Source organism: Saccharospirillum sp. (assembly GCF_039982735.1).
Taxonomy (GTDB): Bacteria; Pseudomonadota; Gammaproteobacteria; order Pseudomonadales; family Natronospirillaceae; genus Saccharospirillum.
This window is the reverse complement of record NZ_JBDWXV010000015.1, coordinates 122,131-146,494: the sequence shown is the minus strand read 5'-3', so window position 1 is coordinate 146,494 and position 24,364 is coordinate 122,131. Positions and strand designations below refer to the sequence as shown.

Here is a 24,364-nt window from a genome sequence, read left to right as displayed (position 1 = left end):
AGAAGGCACTGGCATGTCCCTCACGAACTACCCTGCATAAAGACGTTACGCTCCAGCAAGCCATAGCGACTCGCTTCGCCCTCCATGTGAATCAATGATACGGCCCTGGCAGGGAGCATCAAGCTGGGCTCCCACTCAATATCGATTGAAAAAAACTATCGTTAGCGTGATCTTGATAGTCGCCTAAATCTGGCTGTCCATTCAGGGCTTATTGGTAGGGTTGCGCTGATGGCCTGTCTAGTCGAGTCCCCGTGCGGACAGGAGTGAATGCTTAAGGATGGCTAAGCGACAGTCGGTTGTATTGCGTGTCCAATGAGTATTTCATTTTCCGCCGTTACTCGCTTGAAGAAGGGGGGGGCGCGAACGACACCTTCTCCGATAAAATTATTGCGAGCTTAAATTTGAAATGGCACATTGTTGTGAGTGTTTTACGTGTTGATGTCCAATAAATGAACGTACTGCTAACAAAAAAAAGTGAAATTCATTCGAACACATGTAGTGATCCAGAAAAGATAGCATGCGTATTTTAATCGTATGAAAAGGGAGCGGTGCTGCTGTCCTAGAGACTCTTCACTTCTGCGAATGTAGAGCGGGGTTCAGGTGGTTAGACCAGGAGATTCAGATGACGTTACACCAACTGATATACAGGAGTAAGAAGTCTCAATGGGTGGGATCTGCAGAGGTTCGCAGCATTATTGAAAGAAGCTCAACAATCAATAAAAATATGAGCATATCAGGTACTTTGCTGTTCGATGGGGAATACTTTTTGCAGGTGTTGGAGGGTAGCCAGAGCGAAGTATTGGAGTGCCTTTGTCGCATCCAGGCAGACCCTGCTCATTCCCAGCTCGTTATATTACTGGATGAAACAGTAGATGAACGGGAATTTGGTACACCTGGGATGCAGTTAATTGAATCTCAGACGGGCATCGTCTCTAAACTAGAAGATGGCCTTAGTAACCTGTCCATATTTATTCGCATGCTTGACAACCCAGGCATGAAGTCAAAAGCCAATATGATCATCAAGGCGTTTCGAAAGGGGCGGTGGAATATATGTGACGAGTTAATCAGCATAAAGAAATCAGCGCCTCCACCACAGAAAACCTGTGTTAGGAAATCCATAGTCGAACGGTCGTATCCTCACTACTTCGCCTTCCAACCCATCGTCGATGTCAATTTAATGAAAGTTACCTGTGTTGAAGCACTAATTAGAGGATTTGGAGGCACTCCACCTTACACAGTTCTGAATGATCTTGAGCCTGAGGCTCTATTCAAACTAGATGTCGAGTCAAAGCTTAGTGCACTGTCGATGGTAGGCGAAATGGGTTTTGAAGGTTCAATTGCACTGAACCTGCTACCCATGTCTCTGGTTTCATATCAAGGCTCGGTTGAACTTATTGCGAAACATGCGAAATCACTGGGAATTTCACCAAGACGTCTGGTCATTGAAGTCACAGAGGATCAGGCAATTGAAAACCTCGATGTGTTTATGGAAGCTATAAAAACAGCCAGGCATGCGGGTATGCGACTTTCTATTGACGATTTTGGGGCGGGATATGCGGGATTGTCGTTGCTGGCAGATTTCCAGCCACACAAAATCAAGATTGATCGAAAAATTGTAGACAACATCAAGGGAAACGGGCCCCGACAAGCCATCGTAAAGTCTGTAATAGAATTTTCTGAGCGCCTGGGGATTGAGGTCGTTGCTGAAGGTGTTGAAGATGAGTCCGACCTTGCATGGCTGTTTGCTGCGGGCATCAGAAATTTCCAGGGTTACTATTTCTCCAGACCTGCTTACATGAGTTTACATGAAGTAAATTGGCCCGATTTTCTCGTGGAGGACATTGACTGGGTGAGTCAGAAAGTAGAAGCATAACAGTGATGAATAGAAGCCCAATCTAGCGCTTTGTATTAATAAATATAAACCAAGGCACGATGAGCACACCGGCAACGATTACGGATACCGAAGTGATTGAGTGTTGGCACAGTCTGTATACCGGTAGCTTCCAGGCCCAACAGTACCTGGCCGGCAATGACCTGTATGAAGAACAGCTCAAGGTCATAACAGAGCTGGCCGCCGAATGGCGTGAACGCCTAATGTTGATCAGGTGGTTCATGTGCGCGTTGAATGAAAATATTGCCCGCCTGGCTAACCCCGAAAACGATTGCTCTGGTCGCTTTTTATGGAAACCATCCATGGTTTGCGCCGCTAGGCGGCGGATCGCGCTGGAAGCCTATCTGCGCATGCACCTATACGGCTAAAAATGAACGCTTATAGATGCCTGCCCGATCAGGGTGACCGCTAGAATCGCGCGCTGAGGGTTAACCCAAGGGCCATATAGGTCTCCGCAGGTGCGTCGAGTCCGCCATAGGGGTTGCCGCGCCATTGCCATTCGGCTTCCAGTGAGCAACGCTTGAAGTGGTACCCCCCGCCAACCGATGCGTGATAGGCCACAGCTTCCAGTTCTGGCTGATAGTCCCGCAGCCGAGTTTCCTGAAACTGCCCCATTCCGACAAACCCCGTCCAACCCTGGCGATCGAGATTAACACCGGCATGAATGGCCAATGCGAACCCGTCTAACCGCATCGATGGATTGTCACGATTTACGGTTTGATACACGGTTCCGCCGATTCGAAAGTACTGATGGGCGGCCGACAGATGTACCCGGGGACCGACAAACACCTGATGCGATCCGGAATCTTCACTGGACAGCGTCATCAACTGAGTTCCGATACCAATACTCAGGTTTCTGTCCTCCGCCATCGCCCCTACGGAGAGGGAGGCGAGGCACAGTGCGATCAAGCTCTGAGGAATGCCGTTCGACCCGCAAGATTTGCCGTCGAGTTTTATCACAAAGTCGCTCCTTAATTTCCTTTAATGACCCAGTGCAAAAAAGGCCGCAACGACCTGTGCAGTCGGTGCAGCCACTAAAACCAAACGATTGACGTAATCCAATCGCTGGTTACTTGGGGGTTTCAGGCATTATTCGATCTTTCGAATGAGCGACAATCCTTCGAAGTTTTCGTAACCGTGAACACCGATGTACCAAGTGCCTTCGGCCGGGTTCTCAATGACGCAGCTTTCTTCGTTGCCGTCTTCAAATGGGCGGCAGTCATAGGTCTTGCGGCTAACGTCCGAACCGTGGCGCACATAGAGGTCGGCGTCGCCTTCGCCACGCGCGATGCTGATGCTCAACCGGTTGTCGCCGATGCTGACTTCCTGTGTATAGCGCAGCCACTGGCCTTTGCTGGCGGTGAGGTCGTCATCCTGTTCGGTCAGGCCGTCACTGGCCGGCGCTTCAACCGTCGCGGTCAGCGTTACACCGGAGTAGTCGGTGTATGGGTCCAGCATGATGTACCAGTCGCCCTGCTGCGGATGGCTGAAGCTGCACAGTTCGTTGTTGCCTTGCCGGTAAGGACGGCAGTCATGGTTGGTTAGGCTTGGCTCTTCTCCCTGTTTGACGTACAGATCGGCATCGCCCGGGCCGCCACTGATCTGGATGTCCAGTTTTGTCGCACCTTCGGGAACCGCGATGCGGTAAGCCACGTCTTCTGGTGCGGCTTTGGTGTCCGCCAAACCCGTCTCGGCCACGCCGCTTTCCAGGTCGATCAGTACCGGCTCGGTGGTGCCGGTGGAACAGCCTTGTTGCTGCAGGTAATCGTGCGCGGCTTTTGCCTGGATCAGGCCGTGGCCGAAGTAGATATCACGACCGGCGGAACCAAGGTCGATTGCGGTGCTGTTCAGGGCGTTGCGCACATCCTGAGCCGAACACCCCTGGTTGTTGCTCCACACCAGTGCGGACACACCGGCCACGTGCGGTGTCGCCATGGAAGTGCCGTTAAAATAGGCGTAACGGCCACCTGGAATGGTAGAGCGTACACTCACGCCTGGTGCGGCGATTTCAACCTGGTTATTGTATTGAGAGAAGTTGGCCCGGTTGTTGTTACTGTCTGTCGCCGCAACGGAATATACCGCGTCATAGGAAGCCGGATAGGAGTACCGGTTGTTCCCGTCGTTCCCGGCGGCCGCGACCAGCAGCATGCCATTGTTGTAGAAGTTCTGCATGGCCTGAAGTTCAGACCGGCTGGACCCCGGGCCGCCCAGGCTCATGTTGACCACGGAAGCGCCAGAGTCGGAGCACTGTTGGATGGCCTGAATCAGATCTGAACCGTAGGCCCAGTCGCCGTTGTTGTTGAAGATTTTAACGATGTGAAGGCCGAGTTGACCGGAAGGGTTTACGCCGACCACACCGATGCCGTTGCCACCCAGTGCCGCGATGGTACCGGCCACGTGCGTGCCGTGGCCGTTGCCATCATGGTTCCAGTTGCCAGCGTATTGGCTGGTGACACTGCCGGTCACGCCGCCGGTTTGCAGGTCTGGGTGATTGATGTCGTAACCGCTGTCGATGATGCAGACGGTTGAACCCGAGGCGGCGGCGTCGCTGAGTTGATTGGCCTGAACACGGTTGATGCCGTAGGGCGTTTCTTCCGCCAGCAGATAGCGAACCGGGTCTGGTTCAACATAGGCGACCGCCTCTTGGTTACGCAGTTGCTCGACCTGGTCCTCGTTCAGTTCGGCGACACTGGCTTGCAAGTCGTTCAGGTGCATCAGTGACGTGGCACCGCCGGCACGCGACAGAATGCGATCCGCCGAGCGGGTAGAGAAGGTGCCATTGCTGCGTTGCAGGCTAGACTTGCGTTCATCGTATTTGATGATGTAGCGGCCGGTTTCGCTAATTTTGCCGGCATTGAAGTCCGCGCCGTTGTTGGGCGTGGTTTCGGTTTGAGTCGTGTCGTTGTTGCCTTCGGTGGCAACCGGGCGGGCGTGACCATTCAGGTCGAAACACCCGGCCAGTGTAAAAGCGCAGACGCCAGCGCACGCCATTAAAAGGGAGTTATTCTTAAGCATTCCTTCACCGTCCATTATTTTTTGTGTTTACGTCCAGCGCCACTGCGATACTCCTCGCAGGGCGATAAAAGAGGGCGCAATAGTGACGGTTTATTGACAGTTTTCTGAGACTTGGGTATCAAAAACTTGACCGTTTGGTGACATTCGAGTGATTTATAGACATTCATCACAAGAAGTACGTGAGGTAGTTCAAAACAATCAACAAGATTGAGGCGGGATCGATGAGGTATGTTCACCAGTGAAACGCACTGGCTCAATATAAAGGTATGCGAAGGGTTGTGTTGAAGCGAGTGGGCCAGTGAATCTTATCTAAACCATTGGGAAGGGCAGGGCACCTTTGAATCTCCTGTAGAATTGAGCTATCAAATTGTCATCTTTGATAGTCTCTGGATGTCGTTGTCCTTTTAGGGCTTGACCGACAAGCGGATCAAGCTATAAGCGGGGTTTACGTGCATTTAACTTCTTTTTGGCCTCCCCCCACGGATCAAACGAAGCATCCGATTCACTGGCGTGCTCAGTTGCTTCCGGTGATGGTTTACCGATCTCTTTCTTCCTGTTGTTGGCTTTCTGATAGTTGCTCTTCTTTGCCGAAGGCATCTTGTTTGGACCCACTGAGTTTTTCGCTTTACGCGCGTTGATTTCTTTTAACTCTTCAAGCGTAAACGTTTTCGGTTCCCTCGGTTTCTGATCATCTGGCACAATCCTGTCACGGGGAGGCAATTCATATTGGCTAGCGTCAGGACGAGGTAGGTTCTTAAACTTGTACAAGTAAAAAGCTTCTATTCGTACTCTTGCCCACTCAGTTTTCTTAAGGAACTTCAAACTGCCTTTTATGGATGGATTCAGCTGAAAGCATTTAAAGTTCAGTGCCTCTCCTAGAATTTCGTAGCCGTAAAAATCGACAAGCTCTTCAATCAGGGCCTCCAGTTTTAAGCCGTGTAGCGGGTTATTGCCATATTGCTCGCTCATAAAGCGTCCTTAGGTGCTATAAGTTCAATCCTGTCTATTCTAGTCACTATCACTGTCAAACGATAATCTTGATGACGCGGCGACAGGATTATCGGGGCACCCAAGTCAGTTACAAACTGTAACGGTGGGTGTCTTCTTTATTTTCGGAGGGATTTCGACATGAGGCAATGGGTGTATTCAAAACGGCATTTTGCATTATTGGTACTGGTATTGGGCATAGTGGCATTCAAGTCACATGCCCTGGAAATTGAAAGCATTGAGATAATTGATCTCGGTACCTTGCCTGGCGATCAGCACAGCAATGCCAGGGATATCAATGATGAAGGCGTTATTGTTGGAGAAAGTATCAATGGCACCGACGTAAAGCCATTTATATACCGTCGCGATACAATGCGGGAACTTCCCATACTGACAGAATCTGACACCGGTAGAGCCTATGCAATCAATAATCACGGACGTGTGGTAGGGATTGTCGGAAAAGATGGCTTTGCGTATCGCGGCGTTATCTGGGAAGCAGGGCGCGTGCGAAACCTTGGTGTAGACCCCGGTTTTGGGGATTTCAGCTACGCCAGAGACATCAACGATGATGGATTGATTGCCGGTAACATCGGGCTTAATGCAGTGGTCTGGCGCTCAACGGGTACTTCTGGTTTCCCGCCATTCACCCGAATTACCGACCCAGGTCTAAGCGAGGGTCCACAGGCTCTGAGCGCGCATGGGATCAACCGGCTGGGCCAGGTTGCTGGCACTAATCATCGGACCGATACGGCCTTTCGCTGGCGGGCGGGTACCTATGAAACCTTGCCTATTGGTCCCGTGGTAGATGAGTACGCATTTGGGATAAACAACGCCGGGAAAGTAGTGGGAATAGCCACCTATGTATCAGACGGGAGCGCTACACAACGAGCCGCATTGTGGCCACGGCCTGACGAATTAGTGGACTTGGCTACCCTGGGCGGCAGTTCAAGCATCGCCTACGACATCAATGGCCAAGACATTGTTGTTGGTTACAGCAAAACAGTCGCGGATACAAACATGGCCTTCGTGTGGCATGAAGACTTCGGCATGCTGCCACTGGGGACCCTGGGCGGCGACAACAGCCAAGCCTTCGCGATAAATGCCAGGGGGAACATCGTTGGCTACAGCGAAACCGCCGAGGGAGAACGACACGCTACCCTATGGATCGTTACATATAGCCCCAGATTGCTCATCCCTTGGCTTTCCTTAGAGAACCTTGCCTGCTTTCCTTTTATCACTTGTCCATCGCCTTACACTTGGCTTGCCCTGATTATAGTTTTTGCCATTGCGCCTTTGGTGATAGTCGCTTTGGTAAGGTATAGATAAACCGTTTACCAGTGACTGGTTGTCGGGATACCCAGCTCAGTTATAAGCTGTAACGGTGGGTTTCTTGATTGGCTGTATCTGGCAAGTCACTGAAGGTTCAACGCTGATGCGCCCCTGGTTCCGCGGCATTTAGGGTAGCGGGAGCAACCCCAGAAGGCATCCCCTGCGTTGTGGCCTTTCTTTGACTCTCTCAACACCATGTCAGCCCCACAATGTGGGCAATTTTTGCCAAAAGTCTTCTCTTCAATGATGGATTCTATATGGCGGATGTGTGCTTTATTGGTTGCCCGGCTCTTCTGCAGCCTCAAATTACTTATGTTGGTCACCAAATCTGTAACCTGGTCATGGTCAAGCACTTTGGTCTCGAAACTTTGGATGAATCTGACTCCCGCTCTAGCAGTAGTCACATTCGAAGGCATCTGTGTTTTGAACGTGCTATCGCCTACAAAAAGGACCAGTGAGTGTGTGATCTCAGGAGGCAACCCCAAAGATGATTCAAGGACTTTAACGTGCTTGTAGTTTTGATGGAGAGGGTTCTGAAACTTAGAGCTGTGGCGGTATATCTTCTGAGTCCACTGCCGCTGATTCACTGACCCGAAGATCCAGCCTTTCATGTTCTTGGTCTCTACGACGAACACGCCGTATATAGACACCACAATATGGTCTACCTGGGTAGTGCCGTCTTGAGTAGGAATCGTGACGTCATTGAGGGTCACATAATCGTCTTTGGGCAATCGGGACAATAGGTACGCAACGGCACCTTCGCCAGCTTTACCTTTAAACCAACTGCTCTGGAAAAATGTGATTAGGAATATGAATGCAAGAAAGCCGGGGATGAGGTAGCCGGTCTCTATGATACTAGCCCATACACTACTGACTATTTCCATCAATATCCCCCTGATTGATCCTTCCAGCACTTGCGGTGTTTGGCTTGGCCGTCCTGTGAGGCCCAGTATAACCCATTTGAGCCATAGGAATGAGCAGGGCACCTAGAATCAATGACTCTGACCCCAAGATTAGCCGTCCATCCAATCTGTTTCATACTAGCCATTGGTAAAAAGCGATACCACTGAACATTGGAATAACGACCATGAGCGCAATAATACCCAGGCAACCCTTGCCATGGGATTGAAACGAGGGACCCCCTTTTTGTGGTTTGTCCTTCAACCACTGAAGATGGCAGGCCCTACAGTAGAACTTGGTGACACCATTGTTCCAGGCCTGAATGGTTCGCGAGTCATATATTGCTTCTGCTTTGCAGCCTGCGCATGTAAAAGACTTTTCTTTTGGCTTTTTCTGTCGACTTAAAAAGAAGATCGCTATGACAGCGAGAATACCAAAGGGCCATGTATTCACTATTTCGTTAGAACGAAAAAACTCTAATCCGACTGCAGAAAAAGAGGCCAGAATAACTACCATAGAGATGTAGTCAGCGATGCCTTTCTTTGGCCCTTCAGTCCGAACGGCACGCTTGTTCGAAGTTGATCTAAGGTCTTTTGCAACCCCTTCGATCACGACACCTTTGGCTTTGAGCCTTTGCTGAGAGTCTCTTATTGATTCATATAGCACACTGTCGCCGACTTTAGGTCTACGAGCGCTAGTTTTAACACTTGAAACATGAAAAAACAGCTTTTCAGAACCATCTTCAGGCTGGATGAAACCAAAACCTTTGTTATCGTTCCACTGAGATATCTTACCTTTCATAGAATATCCATCCACTTCTCATTGGTGGCTGCCAGGGTACTCACCGCAGCTGTTGACTATTTCCATCATAATCCCCCTTTTGTTCCTTCCAACACTTGCAGTGCTTGGCTTGGCCGCCCTGCGAGGCCCAGTATAACCCATCTGAACCATTGGTAAGTGAAGGGCACTTTCGAGATTGATATGGATTCGAGCTATCAAGTCATCCGGATAAACAGGACACCCAACTCAATTTTTATTTATCAAAGCTATCATGTGAGGGATTTTGATAGCGGCCTAAATTGGGTGTCCCAAGAGTCCGTGTTATGTGCGATATTTTGATAGCCGCCTAAGGTAGAGGTCCAGCTAGCCCGAAAGTTGACGGTGAGTGTCCCTTGAGTATCGCGCTAGCGTTGTTTCAGCTCCCAACCGTCAAAATCATCACGGGATTGCAGCTCGTTCTCAAACAGAGTAGTGGCTTCTTGTTTGCCCAAGTAGGTCATACTGAAATACTGGGCGTTATCGCGGCTGCTGACAGTCAGCTTGTGTTGTAGGGTTACTTTGCCCGCTTCCACTTCGAAAGGTGCAGACATGTCCCTCGGGTATACTCGCCTGCCACTTTTTGCGAGGCTTTCTCGCCTATCAATGATGTAGTTCCCTGCCGGAAGTTTGCCTAACAATTCATACGTATCACCAACGCGTGGGGCGGTTCTCATTCGCCTCTCTTCATTCGTGTTGAGATTTCTTACGGTAAAAACATAGTCGTACCAAATTTCTTGTTTGCGTTCGGCGCTGACATCCGTGGCCATAATTACAAGCCCGTAATCTCCGTCAGCATAGGGTTGAATGCTCTTTAAGGCACAGCCACTTAAGAGGGCTGCTACTAACACTACAGATAGGAATTTCCATGTTATTACGGCTTTCATGACTTCTCCAAGTATTCAGGTTCTGAAATATACTAATACAAACGGTTTGCTTTGTTCACCTTTAATGGCGATTACTAAGCACATTGTGTTGGATCCCTCTGGGCAGGTGCTTCGATAGATAGAGCGTCCAAACAGGCCACCCAAGTCAATTTTTATTTATCAAATCTATTTTGTGCGAGATTTGATAGACACCTAAGGTGGGTGTCCATCAGTCAAGCACCATTCTGTTATTTAACCAGCTTACTACCCATTTTCTGCATTCTATTGCGAGACTTTAAAATCGTTCAGCCAGATTTTCGCTATTGCTCACTGCGATGGGTGTCTAGCTGGTCGCTGGTCGTGGTTGGGCGTGACCCCGAGGCAATATGCCAGTGGTGAGAAAGGCCATATGAGTGGTATCACCAAACGTGGTGATCGATATCTTCGAGCCTTGTTCATCCATGGTGCCAGAGCGGCTCTGTGGCGGTGTAAAAGACCCGACGATCCTGTTCTTAGTTGGGCTCGACGTCTTGAGGCTCGGCGTGGCAAGCATAAAGCAATCGTTGCATTGGCCAGTCGGATGGCCCGGTTAGCCTGGACGCTTATCCAAAAGCAGGAGGTCTACCGAGCGGCTTGATGGCATGGCTTAATCAAGAGTAACCCTGCCAAAGTCCGTCGAATCGATGATGAATTAGCGGTTAATCCGCCTTGGCATCAGTCTGATTTGGACATGGTTCCAGTAAACCGAGTGGGTGTTTTAGACAGCCAAGTGCGGACCTTCATCAGGGCCCGAGAGTGAATCTAAAAAAGCTCTCAACCAGTAGGCCGGATATATGTCAGCACGACTGCTCCATCATTGAGATGAACGGTGAAGGCAGTGCAATAGAAGCAGCTTAGAGCCAGACCAACATCTGGCTCAACGGACTACTGTGGCTTGACAGGTGTCGGGCGTCCATATATGTCTAGTTAGTTATTTTTTCGTAGTTTTGACATAGTTGTTTGATATTATAAATTCCATAGTAATGGAATTAAATTCACGAAATGAATCTTCGCCAGAAATAATAACGGCTTTGCATAGATAGAAGCACTCTTCGTTTTCTGGGTAGTTTGTTAGTGCGTTGGAGTATTCATCTTTGTATATAGTGGTGTACGTCCCGCATAAGGAATCAAGTTCTTTAGGATGTGTAGCTTTCCAATGGTTATACCAATAAGAGGATTTTCCGATATATCTGTCGGTCAGTTCATACTTTATAAATCCATCAGAGTTCTTAGCATGAATCTTTTTGTCTTCATCCCTGGATATTGGTGCATAAAAACCACGAGTTTCCAAGTCTGTATGCCAATGTCCATAGCGAAGCACGGGAAATGTCTTGGCAGTTAAAAATGTGAATTTCTCATCGCCTTCTTTGGAGTTTCCTTTCCAATAAAATTCTACAGACCTCTCAAGCATCTGAGCGATACATAGTCCGTGATCATTATCTCTGAACTCTGGCGTATGATGCTCCATTGAGTTCCAGAAACCTTTTGATACGGTTAAATCTATCCAGTTGTTTTCGTCAATTCTAATGGGGGTCGAAAACGCGACTAGGTCTTCATCATCTCCTGATTCCTGGTGATTTTTTTTACAGAGAAGAATGTAGTCTCGGATATGTTTCTCGGTTGGTTTTAATTCTTTATCCCAGATTGCAAGCCACTCTGGCCGGTCGGTTGACAGGTCGATGTATGTGGGTTCAATAGGTATTGCGGGCGTGGAAATTTGTTCAGCATATCTAACCGGCATACCACCATGATTGATGGCAACCTGGATAGCTCTTAAATATGCCGATCTTCCTCTGTGACTTGCTTCGCTGTAGAATTGCCCAGTGTTCCTCCATCGATCTTCATTGAGAAAATAGTCTATAGCGGTACCAGAAGGAGGGCGGTAATTAAACGTATTATTCCACTCAGATTTGAAATATTCTGTAAATGGAAAGCCACTTCTCCTTTCTTCTTTTTTTAGGTTTGAATAATATATTCTCGGTACATGGGTGCCTTGAAAATATTCGAATCTATTGTTGTCTCCGTAAGTTAGTGGCATTGGAGAGGCGGGGGTGATGTATGAGCCTAGGTTCGTTGTTCCTGGCTCAATATCCAAAAGAAAAGTATCTGATAGTAAGGATCTTGAATGAATGTGCAGCCCCAAATCTTTTGGAGGAAGGTAGCCTTTCTCCTTGGCAATAAAAATAAGACACAAGACTTCGATGCATTCAGATTCAAGTTTTCGAGAAGATAGGTCTTTTAGAACCAGCTTCTCTATATTTGGGTGTGTATCAATTAATAGTTGACTGATCTGATCTATAACCCAGAGTTTGATTGATGGTACAGGAAGCTTGAGCCGAGAAACTAGTGTTTTCGATAGAGCGTCTTCTATAGAGTCAGTTGTGTTCCAATCCCAATCAGGCTTCTTTAGGGTTAGATTTCTTATGCTGTCTTCTAGACTGCTGACCATGGAAGATGTAAGTTGGAGGGCTTCATCTGTGCGTCCGCTAATTGATAGTAAGTACACCAGCTTGTCATTGGGTATGATGAGTTTGCCAAATCTATCTTTCCATTTGTCAGGTTGGGTGGTTGTTAGCTGAATGAATTCGTCTATCTTTTTGGGGTAATTATTTGCCAAGACTTCAAGTCGATTGAGAGATTTCTCTGTGCTTTCATACCAATCGGACCATCCGTTTGCCGCATTGTGTGCTCTGACTAGGAGGTCGAAAGCTTTTCCCTTGCCATTAAACTTAAGTTGACTCAGGAAGAGCAAGTCTAATAAATGGTGCTTGTCATCCAAGCGATCGGATATGGTCGGCAGAAGAGGGAGCAGTAGATCGAGAAGCTCTTTTTCTTTTCCATTTTCTACCCAGTAAGAATACCAGTTTGTCCAAACTTCTCGAGTAGCATATTTCCCGGCAAGAGCATCAATAAGGTCTTTGTATTTACTCGGAGGGTACTTGGACGGATCAATGTCCGGTTTTTCGATTGATGAACTGGAAGGTTCTTTCTTTTCTGTGTCTGAGTCGATGCTGATTCCTAATAGTGATTCGGCTGCTTCCCTAATCTTGTCAGCATTTTCATTACCGACCTTGATTTTGTCTTTAAGAAGGGCGTAGCAGTTTGAGTGAAGTCCTGTTAAATATATGTGTTTTACGATCGGGCTCGAAAAATCGGCTTGTTGCAAAAGTCGTAGAATTGTTTCTTCGGAGTAGTACCATTCTCCATCCACCAGTTCCTGGTCATAAATTGAGGCTGCCGTTTGTGGATTTAATTTTGCCGCTAGACTAGAGATGGAATGCTTTGAATACCTAGTTTGGTCGCCATCTGTGAAGGCAGAAATATTAAATACTATCGGTGATATGCGCTCAAGTAATTGAAGTGCTTCGTTTGGTCTTGAGATAGATAGGTATTCGATTGCCTTTAATACGTCGAATATAGTTGGGTCTTTGTGGTGACCATAGCCAAGTACAAAGTCCCACGTTTTTTGCAGGCAGTAAATAAATTTTTCGGTATTTTGATGTAGATAAGCAATTTCTGCTAACTCGAGACAGCTGTTAGAATACTCAATTGTTTCTTCGAGTTCTTTGGATTGTCTATCTAGCTCAAAGTAAATTAATTGGTGTGCGGCCTCATCTGATAATAATTTTATCTTAGTTTCTATGTACCACAATCGTATCCAGTCTGAACGGAATACATTTGTCGATATAGCGTTTTGGATTTGTATGTCAGATATTTTAGATTGAGTGGTGATAAAATGAATATCTGATGAAATAGAGACCCAATCTCTCTTTAACATGATTTCTTTGCTTCTAATTTCAGGATGCATCTGATCCAAAATGGTGTCTACTGGAAACAAAGAACACAAAAAATCAAAGTCGAGAGATCCTTGTGAAATGAGCTCTCCGGCTACTTCGTCGGCGAGTTTGTATAGGAGAAAGAAAAGTTCAGAATAATTCGAGCGATCATCATTGGCCTTTACAGGTAGCCAACTAAAATCTCCAGAAGCATTTAATCTCATACACAAGCATGAAAAGAACCAGTCGTAGTAGCTACTATCAGATACATCCAATTTAGATTCTGTGTCTAACTCAAGGTGGAAAGTTTGAACGTTCGAAAACTGGTTCGCTTTATAAGTGTTTAAGAATGTCGATAACTCCTGCGAGTCGAATGACGAGTATTCATTCCTAGCGCTAATATCGGCACCTTCTATTAAGCTGATTCTAATTGCCGATAGCTCTAGTCTTCTCCTCAAATGGGAATCTGAAGGGAGCGCCTTTAAGCCGCGAAATATCGAATCGAGATCCTTTTTCAATGTGCATGCTTCGGTGAACGCACTCACATAGCCATCTGGCCAATTTGCGAAATTGTCATTCTCAAAAATGGCATCATAATTAAGAGTATCAGTTAAGACGCAAGCTTTTATAAGATTGGTGGCTTCAGTTTCTTCTTCCTGGTGGTGTCTGGTTCGTAATAGTTTGTTTTTTGTTCTATAGCGATCAAGAGCTTTTCCAGCAATAACTTCAGCTTGCTGGTATTCTTCCAGAAACCAAAGCGTAGTCGCTAGGTTAGAGAGTTTTATTGGTGTTAATTCATTTTGCTTCGAAATCTCATTGTTAATAGCGTCTTTAGTAGCATGAAGAAGGGAGGCTATAGATAAGCCTGGTTCGTTCCACGTTTGGAACTCGGGGCCATTTATTAATCGAGTTTTTAAAGATCTATGCCTGTATGCTTCTTCAAAACAAAGGTCTTCAAATGCATAGGTTTCTGCTTCTGAAAGTAAGCGAATGCATGTTTCGACGGATACTCCTTCAGCTAGTTTTTCTATTGCCCAGTCTCTCGTTAATCCTGATCTTAGCTGTGATGTATCGCCAGATCTTGCAATGCATGACCACAGCCAGCTGTCTTTTAGAAATTTTGGTGCTTTTGACTCTAGCCATTCACATACCGGTGGGAGTAGCTGATTGACACGGTCTTCATGTTCGTCCTGTTTGCGAACGAACATGACCAAACTCTCGTGAAAAGGACGTAGCCCTGTGAGCCCCTCCGCTAGCATATGAGATACGGCTGCTACACTCGGTGGTTGAGTTGTGTCGTCTTCTAGGATCTCCCCTATGGCAATTCTAGGCCAAGCAAACTGGAAGCTACTGCATAAATGAAGCGCGTCCTTCTGTTTGAAGTTTAGACGTTCCCATAACGATCCGTAGTAATTATCGATATCACGGTCAGAGCAAGGAGGAAGGTTTTCTATCTCCCATGCAAAAAGCGGTAAGTTATTCTGAGCAAGATATTCGCTTGAATAGATTATGTGAAGAGGATATCCGTTAGTTAGTTCTAGCAGCTTCTCTGCACACTCCTTTATCTGTTCGTCCTTTTGATCAGAATGACCATTGAAGGTTAAGCGATTGGATGAGACCTGATGTTGCAGGTAAGCGAAAATGGAATTTCCAGACATCTCTGGAAGCCACATCCATTGATCTTTTGGGCAGTTTTTCAGTAGTAGCTGGGGCAACAATGAGTCATCCACAGGCTGGGTGCCTATCAATAAGATCATGTTATCTATAACGGGTATTAATTGCCTAAATGTTTCATCCAGAGGTCTTCTATTTTTGTTATTATCCCGCCAAACATGGTCAAGACCGTCGATGAGAACAACGAATGGCTTTTCATATTGCTTGTAATGTTGAGCGCATTGTTCGAGCGCCTGCCTTAAATCTTCTGGTCTGGAAATATCTATGTTAGCCTCATGGTGAAGGGTGGCAATTTGATGCAGTAGAGATTCAGCTACAATTCTTGGGCTTAACCTGTCTTCTGTTGTATCGCCAAGAGCTAGATAATAGTGGTGGCGTATTAATGGGATATCCAGATGTTCGAAGGTTTGGCAAAGATATGACAGGTAAGTGCTTTTACCTACGCCTGGTTTCCCGGTTAGCGTAATGATCTGTCTATACGGAGCCTTAATTTCTTCAATGAGGTTGTCATGGAAATCTTCATTTGGCAGGCAGTAATCAGGTGGAACCTCGAATATCTCGGGTATCGGGTCTGGTCGTCGTGTTGAGAGAATTTCCCTAACATTATGAAGATAGATCCAGCCATCTTGAGTAGGTCTGTTTTTAAACATCGCCCATTCTCTGGAGCGATCTCGAAGACGAGCAATGCCAGAGTCGTCAGAATGCTTTAATAGCTCAGACTTAATAGTACGAGATAGAGTGTCGTAGTTGGCTTCACTATGCTGAATAACTAGTCTTGTAAAGAGTGCTACTGCATTTGCTTCACTCCCTAGTTGATCGATGATTCGTTTCTTTGTGTCATCGTCGATTTTTAAGTAATTGATTTTATTGCCGCTTAGACAGTTATCCATATCTCTGTTTGGCGGTTTATTTGTCAAAAGTGTTACGCTTCCAAGCTTACCGTCCGGGACATCAGAGATAGCATCGCAAATCTTTTTTAAGATCGATCGAGATCTTTTTGTTTTCCCTTTGATCTCCAGCAACCAGCCCCAGGTAAATTGATTTTCCTCTTTATCTGGTGAAGGGGTAAATTTAACTTGCCAGAAGTCCATAAAGCCATCTTCACGAACGGCGACAATATCGTCTATTCCTTGCGGCGTTGCGTTTGAGTCACTATCAGCATCAAAAGCAAATTTAATATATGAGGTGGGGCTGTTTAACCACTGAGAAAGCAGATAGACACCCTGAAGCGTTTGGTAGTCATATCCAGAATAAGTAATGGCCGTATTTTTGACATTCATATAGGCAGGGTTATCCTTGCTCTGGAAGAGTTGGGGCACACCTAATATTCATTTCAGAGGCGGTTTAAAAGTGTATGTCAAATGGATAACCTGACACCGCTGTAGTTTTTAGTAGATTCAGATTTTACCAGAAGCCACTTCAGGTGTTTGCTCTAAGTTGATATGTTTTGTCCACTTCTGGCCAAAGTCTGCCACTTGTATTCCTGTTTTGAAGGTCTGATTAAGCCGCCAATACTGACTCCGGGAAAATAAGTAGATTGTCGCCTAACAGATTATTTCCATAGAAAAATGCACATTAGCCATTTCGCTACACCCAATTCAATCACCGGCCTGAGACTCTCATTTCAATACTGAGTAGGCATTTTCACAAGCCTTAATCAATCATTTAGCGACCCTTAGTAGCTTGTAAAAGTGCAGGTTACCCAGGATATTCCGTCACTTTTGTCGCATGTCCAGAGATATTGCATGGATAATCATCACTGCAAAGCCTTTGAGGCAGCAAAGTAGATTTTTGAGGTTGATGTATCCGAGCAAATTGAATGCATGTTAGAGCGTCTTTTCTCGAAGAATCCTATCCGTTGAAAATCGACCAGACTCGCTACCGCCCGGCCGGTTACAGGGCACACCAAGGCGAAAAACGTTGTTTCTTCACCATCTCACTCTGCGATTCAGTTGGCAAGTATTTATTGAATAGGGGTGTCACATCTGTCCGCTTTTGGATTGATAGGCTCGGTTTAGGGTAAGGTTCAGTGGTTTATTGAGCTCCCCAAGGCACTTCGACAGGCTCAGTGCGAACGGAATCGGGGGGTGTGGTTTGTTTTGCTTCCTGTCACCCAGGGGACTGGCTTCCTACGAATTGGGGCGGGGTGTGGTGGTCTTTTTGGCTGTCTTCCTCGGTTTTCGCTTTCTTCCAAAGCCCTTGCCAGGCTTTTTACCCAGTCCAGCCAACCCAGTCGGCACAACCGTGCGCAATTGCCCACACAACTCACCCAGGCCCACCTCAAGCGGCCCCATCAAATCCTCATACCGGGCTTTCTTGCTCGCAATATCCCCCAACACAGATTCCCACCTGGCCGTTAGGTCCGGCTTGGTAATCCGCTCGGGCAGGGCGTGTATCAGCGTCTTGCCCGCCTGGGTTGCGTGTATGTTCTTCCCCTGGCGCTGCAAAAAACCACGTTTGAACAAAAGCTCAATAATCCCCGCCCGGGTGGCTTCGGTACCCAGGCCATCGGTTTCTTTCAGAATGCTCTTCAGCGAGGCATCGCTTACAAAGCGGCTGATGCCGGTCATGGCAGCGAGTAGGGTGGCTTCAGTGAAAGGTTTTGGGGGTGTGGTGTGTTTTTCCTGGCAGTCGGCCTGCAGGGATTGCAGTGGTTGGCCTTCTTTCAGGGGAGGCAGGGGCGGTGCTGTTGTTGATTCTGTGGTTGCGTCCTCTTTGGTGCGGGCACTTGGGAACAGGGCTTTCCAGCCCAGGTCGTGAGTATCGGTCTGGCTGGCCCGGAACAGGCCGTTTTCTATGGTGACCTCTACCTTGGTATCCAGCTTTTTCCACACCGGCATAAACTGCGCTAAATAGTTGCGGCAGACCAGGCTGTAGACTTTGAGTTCATCGGCATTCAGCCGGGTTAGGCTGCGCTGGGTGGGGATGATGGCGTGGTGCGCGCCTACTTTGGCGTCGTTCCAGGCTTTGCTTTTCTGTTTCAGGTTCAGGCGGCCACCGGTGTCGGTAAAGCCCGAATGGTTCAGGTTGTTCAGGCTGGTCTCTATCGCTTTGGTCACCACGGCCGCTTCGGCAAAATGTTCTGCAGACAGGTGGCGGCTATCGGAGCGCGGGTAGGTGATGGCTTTGTGGGTTTCATAGAGCGACTGGGCAGTGTCGAGCACTTGCTGGGCGCTCATGCCGAAGGCGCGGTTGGCGTCCATCTGCAAGCTCGACAAGCTGTGCGGCAGGGGCGCTGGCTGGTTAATGGCCTTCTGCTCCAGCCTGGTAACGCTCGCCGGTTTGAAGCTGACCCGCTGCACCACGTTTTGCGCTAAAGGTTGGGAGAGGTTGCGGCCCTGGTCGTCCAGCCAGGGCTCGCAGGCTTCGCTGGGCACCCATTTGGCGTGGAAGCGCTCTCCCTGTTCGGTTTCCAGCAGGGCGATTACTTCGTAATAGGGTTTGCTGACGAAGGCCTCGATGCTGTCGTCCCGCCCGACCACCAGGCCCAGTACCGGTGTTTGTACCCGGCCAATCGACAATACGCCCTGGTACCCGGCAACCTTGCCCTGAAGCGTCATCGCCCGGGTGAGGTTAATGCCGTACAGCCAGTCGGCCCGGGAGCGGGCGAGGGCAGAGGTCGAGAGTGGCTGGAAGTCGGCGTTGGGTTTTAGCTGACGCAGGGATCGCTCTACGGCGGCCTGGTTCAGGTCGGCAATCAGTAAACGCTGGGTGGCGGCCTTTTTGGCGGCGGGCACCTTTAAGTAGGCGATCACTTCATCGACCAGTAACTGGCCTTCGCGGTCCGGGTCGCCGGCGTGGACTAGTTGGTCGGCCTCTTTCACCAGTTTGCGCAGGGCACTTAACTGAGCGCCCACCTGCTTTCTGGGTACCCACTGCCATTGTTTCGGGATGATCGGCAGGTGATCGTGACTCCAGCGTTTAAAGGCGGGGTCGTAGGCATCCGGGTCGGCCTGCTCCAGCAGGTGGCCGATGCACCAGCTCACCACGTCGCCACTGGCAAAGCGGATGCAGCCTGTTTCTTTCTTGCCAGTGCCGGGTAGGGCATCGGCAATGGCGCGGGCGAGGCTGGGTTTTTCGGCAATAAAAAGGCGCATTAAGGTAGTTCGATAAGTATGGATGGATATACAGTAATCTGGGCGGCGGCTTGGATCAAGGTTTTGAGCTGCGAGCTGCGAGCTTTTAGTTTTAAGAATGCAGCGTTTGCAACCAGTCGAGTGCTGGGTGCCGGGTAGGCCTGGGCGGGGAAGTCTGAGGCATGGATGCCGAAGTCTAGGCCCCATGGACGGGTTCACGCCGACCCCGACCAGGCCTACCCGGTGCCCTGCACGGACTCCTGGCAACAAGGCATACCAACCACACGGCACGGATTCCTGGCACCAGATCACAGCCAGACGCCTTACCCGCCAGCAATGAACCCGCTATAATGCCCGCCTTTGGGTTGCTGCGTGCAGCCCGGCCTGACTTTACTCGACCGACCCGGGAGTGTTCGTTTACATGAGTGACAAGCCGTCCAACTTTCTCGCCACCATCATTGAGGATGATCTGGCCAAGGGTAAGCACGATAAAATCGTCACGCGCTTCCCACCAGAGCCAAATGGCTATCTGCACATTGGCCATGCGAAATCCATCTGCGTGAACTTTGGTTTGGCCGAACAATTCGGTGGTGTCTGCAACCTGCGGTTCGACGACACCAACCCGGAGAAAGAAGAACAGGAATACATCGATTCGATCAAAGCCGACATTCATTGGCTGGGTTTTGAGTGGAACGAGACTGAAAAATACACCTCGAACTACTTCGATACGTTGTATGACTACGCCGTGCACCTCATCAAAAACGGCGATGCCTACGTGTGTGATCTCTCCGGTGACCAGGCGCGGGAATACCGCGGCACGCTTACAGAGCCCGGCCGAAACAGCCCGTACCGAGACCGCACCGTCGAGGAAAACTTGGCCCTGTTCGAGCAAATGCGCAATGGCGAGCTGGACGAAGGCTCTTGTGCGCTGCGTGCGAAAATTGATATGGCCGCGCCGAACATGAACCTGCGCGACCCGATTCTGTATCGCATTCGCAAGAAAGCGCATCACCAGACGGGCAACAAATGGTGCATCTACCCAAGTTACGACTTCGCCCACGGCCAGTCCGATGCGATAGAAGGCGTCACGCACTCCATCTGTACGCTGGAATTTGAAGATCACCGGCCCCTGTACGACTGGTTCATCAGCAAATTGCCCGTGCCTGCCGTGCCGCGCCAGTATGAATTTGCCCGGTTAAACGTGAACTACACCATTACCTCCAAGCGCAAACTCAAGCGCCTGGTCGATGATGGCGTGGTCGATGGGTGGGACGACCCGCGCATGCCCACCATCAGTGGCATGCGTCGTCGCGGTGTCACGCCAGCCTCGCTGCGCCACTTCTCCGATATGGTTGGCACCAGCCGCGCCGGCGGCGTGGTGGACCTGGGCATGCTCGACTTCGCCATCCGGGAAGACTTGAACGACAACGCCCCCCGCGCCATGGCCGTGCTGGACCCGTTGAAAGTGGTGTTCACCAACCTGCCAGAAGGGCACCGCGAAGTGTTCACCGCCCCGGGCCACCCGAATCGGGAAGACCTGGGCGAGCGCGAACTGCCGTTCACCCGCGAAATCTACATCGACCGGTCCGATTTCAATGAAGACAACACCCTGTCGCGCAAGAAGTTCAAGCGCCTGGTCTCCGGTGAATGGGTGCGGTTGCGCAATGCCTACATCATTCAGGCCGATGAAGTGATCAAGAACGACGCCGGTGAGATTACAGAGATTCGTGCCAAGGTGGTCGAAGGCACGGTAGGTGCTGATGCCCCTGAAGGCGTTCGCCCGCGCGGTGTGATTCACTGGGTGTCGGCCAGCGAAGGCGTGCCGGCCACAGTGCGCTTGTACGACCGCCTGTTCGATACCGAAACCCCGGATCGCGGCGGTGATGACTTCATGCAGTACCTGAACCCCGAATCGTTGAAGGTGCTAACTGGCTGCGTGGTCGAGCCGAGCCTGGCCAAGGGCGCGGCGGAGCAGTCGTATCAGTTCGAGCGCGAAGGGTACTTTGTGATAGACCGGTATGAGTCCAAACCGGATGCCCTGGTGTTCAACCGAACCATCGGCTTGAAAGAGGTCTGGGAACGTAAAGTCTGAACCGGCTTGAGTTGCCTGCCGTACCATGGTGATCGTTCAAAAGGAGCATCACCATGGTTCGTTTCCCCGTTTTTTCCTCAATTCTCAGTCGGCTGGCGTTAGTGCCGGCGTTGACGCTGGTGGCGGTGCCTGCCCAGGCGTTGAATCTGACGTTCGAGGCCGGCCCGCTCGGCTTCTCTTACAACGATACCCAGATCCCCAATTCATCGGCCGGTGACCGCTTCGATCTGCTCGAACTCACCGGTGCCGGCCCGGTGCCCTATGTCCGCCTCAGCGTTGAAGAAACGTTCGCCGAGCGTCACACCGTGCGGGCGCTCTATGCCCCGGTCAGCATTGAAGGCACAGGCACACTGAGTGAGCCGACTCGCTTCGGTGGCGAATCCTTCGCGGCCGATACACCCATCGAAGGCTACTACAAGTTCAACACCTACCGGCTGACTTATCGCTATACCTTTCAGGACGATCAACAGTGGACGCTGGGGGCGGGCGCAACGCTGCTGGTTCGGGATGCCAACATTCGGCTGACTCAGGGCAGCACCGAAGCCGATGACCCCAACCTGGGTGTTGTGCCCTTGTTGCATTTTAATGCACAACGTCACCTGAGCGATGCCGTGACGCTGGAATTCGATATTGACGCACTGGGCAGCCCCCAGGGCCGGGCGATCGATGCAGCATTTGTTGCCAATTACCGGTGGAGTGACCGGGTAACGGCGAGAGCTGGTTACCGCACCCTGGAAGGGGGTGGCGAAGGCGGCGACGTCTACACATTCGCCTGGCTGCATTACGCCCTGTTTGGAGCAACACTGCATTGGTGATGGGCCAGCAAGGAGCGAGCAAACCACGGGTTTCTTGATCCCAAGCAAGTTATAACTCGATCAGTGGTCTAGACTGCGAGGTTGAAAAACCTCTGTCTGGAGCTTTGCATGCTGTCTGTTGTTTATTCCCTGGCTTTCTTGCCTATTGTACTGGCTGGCATTCTATTGGTTGGCTTTCACTGGCCCGCCAAAAAAGCCATGCCGGTCGTGCTGCTGGTCACCCTGGTACTGGGTGGCTGGGTGTGGCAGATGAGCCTGATGCGGATGACCGCTTCTGTGCTGCAAGGGCTGATTCTTACAGCGGGTATTCTCTGGATTATTTTTGGCGCGCTACTGCTCCTTAACACTCTGAAAGCCAGTGGTGCGCTCTCGGCCATTCGTGCCGGGTTTTCCGACATCAGCCCGGACCGGCGGGTTCAGGTGATTCTGGTGGCTTGGATGTTTGGCTGCTTTCTGGAGGGGGCATCCGGGTTTGGCACCACAGCCGCCATTGCTGCGCCGTTGATGGTCGCGCTCGGTTTCCCGGCCATGGCTGCGGTGGTGATGGGTATGATGGTGCAGTCAACGCCGGTATCTTTCGGGGCCGTGGGTACGCCCATTGTGGTCGGGGTAACCGGGGGGCTGGACCGAATCGCCATTACCGAATTGCTGGTTGCCGATGGCAGCAGTTGGAGCGAATTTTACCGGCTGATGACCTCTGAAATTGCGATTACCCACGGTATTATCGGCACCCTGATGCCGTTTCTGATGTGCCTGATGCTGACGCGGTTTTTCGGCGAGAAAAAACAGTGGCGGGAAGGTTTTGCCATGTTTCCATTTGCGCTGTTTGCAGGCCTGGCATTTACCATTCCCTACGCGGCGGCTGGCATTCTGCTCGGCCCTGAATTCCCCTCAATGCTGGGTGCGCTGATCGGCTTGATGATTGTCGTGCCGGTGGCCAAGCGTGGCTGGTTACTGCCGAAAGAGCCCTGGGATTTCTCGGCTAAACAGCAGTGGCCTGAAGCCTGGAATGGCAGCGTTAACATTCCATTGGATGACACGCCACCCGAGCAGCGCATGCCGCTGCTGCGGGCCTGGGCGCCCTACGCCTTGCTGGCGATATTGCTGGTGCTGACCCGGGCCATTCCCGTTCTGAAAAGTTTCGTGGAAACCTTTCTTGCCTTCGGCTGGACCGATATTTTGGGCGAGGGCGGCATCAGTGGCAGTCTGCAGCCCCTGTATTTGCCAGGCGGTATCATGGTGGTTGTGGTAGCGCTTACAATGTTACTTCAGCGCGTGGGAATGCGTTCGCTGGGCCATGCGGCCAGCGAGAGCACCAAAACCCTGATCAGCGCCGGCTTTGTGCTGGTATTCACCATTCCCATGGTTCGAATTCTGATTAATTCTGGCGTGAACGCGGCCGACTTGCCTTCGATGCCGCGTGCGATGGCGCAGTTGGTGTCGAACGGAGTCGGGGTAGTGTACCCAATGTTTGCATCAACCGTTGGTGCCTTGGGTGCCTTTATTGCCGGCTCCAACACCTTGTCGAATCTCATGCTGTCTGATTTTCAGTTCAATACGGCTCAGTTGCTGGGGGTTTCAACCGCGATGCTGGTGTCTGCCCAGGCGGTGGGTGCGGCGGCCGGGAATATGATTGCCATTCACAATATTGTTGCGGCTTCGGCTACCGTTGGTTTGATGGGGCGCGAGGGCACGATACTGCGCATGACCATCATTCCGACACTGTATTACCTAGCGTTTGCGGGTGTGATTACGCTGATTGCGGTGTATGTTATTGAGGTGGGAGATCCTGTGATGGCGGCGATGCAGTAAGGCACTGGCATAGAGTGGGATAAGAGAATAAAACGGTCTGCCTAGGACGAGTAAACTCATTGAAGTAAAAGCTGTGGCTTTAATCTCAAAGTTTGGGTTTTGCACAATGCGAGCGGCGGGTGCCGGTTATGCTTCTGCGGGGAAGTCCGCAGCATGGACTAAAACGCCAGGAGCGTTTTAGCATGAGCGCAGCGAGCCCGAAGGGTGAATCCCATGGAGGGGATTCATATCCTGCGGCCTAGGCTCCATGGACGGATATACGCCGACCCCGCATAA

The 24,364-nt window shown here is 50.0% G+C and carries 14 protein-coding genes; 6 read left to right on the top strand and 8 right to left on the bottom strand.

Annotation, left to right across the window (positions count from 1 at the left end; translation table 11 throughout):
- Positions 1-622 precede the first annotated feature (622 nt).
- On the top strand, positions 623-1,873 hold the full coding sequence (locus ABJT94_RS14080) for a diguanylate phosphodiesterase (RefSeq protein WP_348473906.1): 1,251 nt from the start codon (positions 623-625) through the stop codon (positions 1,871-1,873).
- Between the two features lie 59 nt (positions 1,874-1,932).
- Positions 1,933-2,259, top strand: a complete 327-nt coding sequence (locus ABJT94_RS14075; RefSeq protein WP_348473905.1) for a hypothetical protein — start codon at positions 1,933-1,935, stop codon at positions 2,257-2,259.
- Positions 2,260-2,299: 40 nt separating this feature from the next.
- On the opposite strand, the gene ABJT94_RS14070 is transcribed toward ABJT94_RS14075, so the two are convergent.
- From ABJT94_RS14070 to ABJT94_RS14060, 3 genes are all read right to left on the bottom strand, one after another.
- The gene (locus ABJT94_RS14070; RefSeq protein ID WP_348473904.1) at positions 2,300-2,851 is read right to left on the bottom strand and encodes a hypothetical protein; all 552 of its coding nucleotides are present in this window, start codon (positions 2,849-2,851) and stop codon (positions 2,300-2,302) included.
- A 129-nt stretch (positions 2,852-2,980) separates the two neighbouring features.
- The gene (locus tag ABJT94_RS14065) at positions 2,981-4,906 is read right to left on the bottom strand and encodes a S8 family serine peptidase (RefSeq protein ID WP_348473903.1); all 1,926 of its coding nucleotides are present in this window, start codon (positions 4,904-4,906) and stop codon (positions 2,981-2,983) included.
- Positions 4,907-5,338: 432 nt separating this feature from the next.
- Positions 5,339-5,875, bottom strand: a complete 537-nt coding sequence (locus ABJT94_RS14060) for a VF530 family DNA-binding protein (RefSeq protein ID WP_348473902.1) — start codon at positions 5,873-5,875, stop codon at positions 5,339-5,341.
- Between the two features lie 159 nt (positions 5,876-6,034).
- Here ABJT94_RS14060 and ABJT94_RS14055 point away from each other — a divergent pair, with 159 nt between their 5' ends.
- The gene (locus ABJT94_RS14055) at positions 6,035-7,219 is read left to right on the top strand and encodes a DUF3466 family protein (protein ID WP_348473901.1); all 1,185 of its coding nucleotides are present in this window, start codon (positions 6,035-6,037) and stop codon (positions 7,217-7,219) included.
- An 86-nt stretch (positions 7,220-7,305) separates the two neighbouring features.
- Here ABJT94_RS14055 and ABJT94_RS14050 read toward each other — a convergent pair whose 3' ends face one another.
- From ABJT94_RS14050 to ABJT94_RS14030, 5 genes are all read right to left on the bottom strand, one after another.
- Positions 7,306-8,106 (bottom strand): NERD domain-containing protein, encoded by an 801-nt coding sequence (locus ABJT94_RS14050; RefSeq protein ID WP_348483184.1) that lies wholly within the window; start codon positions 8,104-8,106, stop codon positions 7,306-7,308.
- Positions 8,107-8,257: 151 nt separating this feature from the next.
- The gene (locus tag ABJT94_RS14045) at positions 8,258-8,923 is read right to left on the bottom strand and encodes a cold shock domain-containing protein (protein WP_348483183.1); all 666 of its coding nucleotides are present in this window, start codon (positions 8,921-8,923) and stop codon (positions 8,258-8,260) included.
- 383 nt (positions 8,924-9,306) lie between these two features.
- Complete coding sequence (locus ABJT94_RS14040; protein WP_348483182.1) at positions 9,307-9,825, bottom strand: hypothetical protein; 519 nt, start codon at positions 9,823-9,825, stop codon at positions 9,307-9,309.
- Between the two features lie 949 nt (positions 9,826-10,774).
- Positions 10,775-16,573, bottom strand: a complete 5,799-nt coding sequence (locus ABJT94_RS14035; protein WP_348483131.1) for an NACHT domain-containing protein — start codon at positions 16,571-16,573, stop codon at positions 10,775-10,777.
- 849 nt (positions 16,574-17,422) lie between these two features.
- Positions 17,423-19,390: a DNA topoisomerase III gene (locus ABJT94_RS14030; protein ID WP_348476157.1), complete on the bottom strand. Its 1,968-nt coding sequence runs from the start codon at positions 19,388-19,390 to the stop codon at positions 17,423-17,425.
- 400 nt (positions 19,391-19,790) lie between these two features.
- On the opposite strand from ABJT94_RS14030, the gene ABJT94_RS14025 reads away from it, so the two are divergent.
- The 3 genes from ABJT94_RS14025 to ABJT94_RS14015 all read left to right on the top strand — a co-directional run bounded on the left by ABJT94_RS14025 (position 19,791) and on the right by ABJT94_RS14015 (position 24,088).
- Positions 19,791-21,461 (top strand): glutamine--tRNA ligase/YqeY domain fusion protein, encoded by a 1,671-nt coding sequence (locus ABJT94_RS14025; protein ID WP_348476155.1) that lies wholly within the window; start codon positions 19,791-19,793, stop codon positions 21,459-21,461.
- A gap of 53 nt (positions 21,462-21,514) precedes the next feature.
- Entirely contained in the window at positions 21,515-22,276 is a 762-nt protein-coding gene (locus ABJT94_RS14020) for a hypothetical protein (protein ID WP_348476154.1), read from the top strand.
- A 108-nt stretch (positions 22,277-22,384) separates the two neighbouring features.
- Entirely contained in the window at positions 22,385-24,088 is a 1,704-nt protein-coding gene (locus ABJT94_RS14015; protein WP_348476153.1) for an L-lactate permease, read from the top strand.
- Positions 24,089-24,364 lie beyond the last annotated feature (276 nt).

What these genes read in the sequence shown, in the direction of transcription:
- ABJT94_RS14080 (WP_348473906.1), top strand. Translation starts at nt 623, where the DNA reads ATGACGTTACACCAACTGATATACAGGAGTAAGAAGTCTCAATGGGTG.
- ABJT94_RS14075 (WP_348473905.1), top strand. Translation starts at nt 1,933, where the DNA reads ATGAGCACACCGGCAACGATTACGGATACCGAAGTGATTGAGTGTTGG.
- ABJT94_RS14065 (WP_348473903.1), bottom strand. Translation starts at nt 4,906, where the DNA reads ATGCTTAAGAATAACTCCCTTTTAATGGCGTGCGCTGGCGTCTGCGCT.
- ABJT94_RS14060 (WP_348473902.1), bottom strand. Translation starts at nt 5,875, where the DNA reads ATGAGCGAGCAATATGGCAATAACCCGCTACACGGCTTAAAACTGGAG.
- ABJT94_RS14055 (WP_348473901.1), top strand. Translation starts at nt 6,035, where the DNA reads ATGAGGCAATGGGTGTATTCAAAACGGCATTTTGCATTATTGGTACTG.
- ABJT94_RS14050 (WP_348483184.1), bottom strand. Translation starts at nt 8,106, where the DNA reads ATGGAAATAGTCAGTAGTGTATGGGCTAGTATCATAGAGACCGGCTAC.
- ABJT94_RS14045 (WP_348483183.1), bottom strand. Translation starts at nt 8,923, where the DNA reads ATGAAAGGTAAGATATCTCAGTGGAACGATAACAAAGGTTTTGGTTTC.
- ABJT94_RS14040 (WP_348483182.1), bottom strand. Translation starts at nt 9,825, where the DNA reads ATGAAAGCCGTAATAACATGGAAATTCCTATCTGTAGTGTTAGTAGCA.
- ABJT94_RS14035 (WP_348483131.1), bottom strand. Translation starts at nt 16,573, where the DNA reads ATGAATGTCAAAAATACGGCCATTACTTATTCTGGATATGACTACCAA.
- ABJT94_RS14030 (WP_348476157.1), bottom strand. Translation starts at nt 19,390, where the DNA reads ATGCGCCTTTTTATTGCCGAAAAACCCAGCCTCGCCCGCGCCATTGCC.
- ABJT94_RS14025 (WP_348476155.1), top strand. Translation starts at nt 19,791, where the DNA reads ATGAGTGACAAGCCGTCCAACTTTCTCGCCACCATCATTGAGGATGAT.
- ABJT94_RS14020 (WP_348476154.1), top strand. Translation starts at nt 21,515, where the DNA reads ATGGTTCGTTTCCCCGTTTTTTCCTCAATTCTCAGTCGGCTGGCGTTA.
- ABJT94_RS14015 (WP_348476153.1), top strand. Translation starts at nt 22,385, where the DNA reads ATGCTGTCTGTTGTTTATTCCCTGGCTTTCTTGCCTATTGTACTGGCT.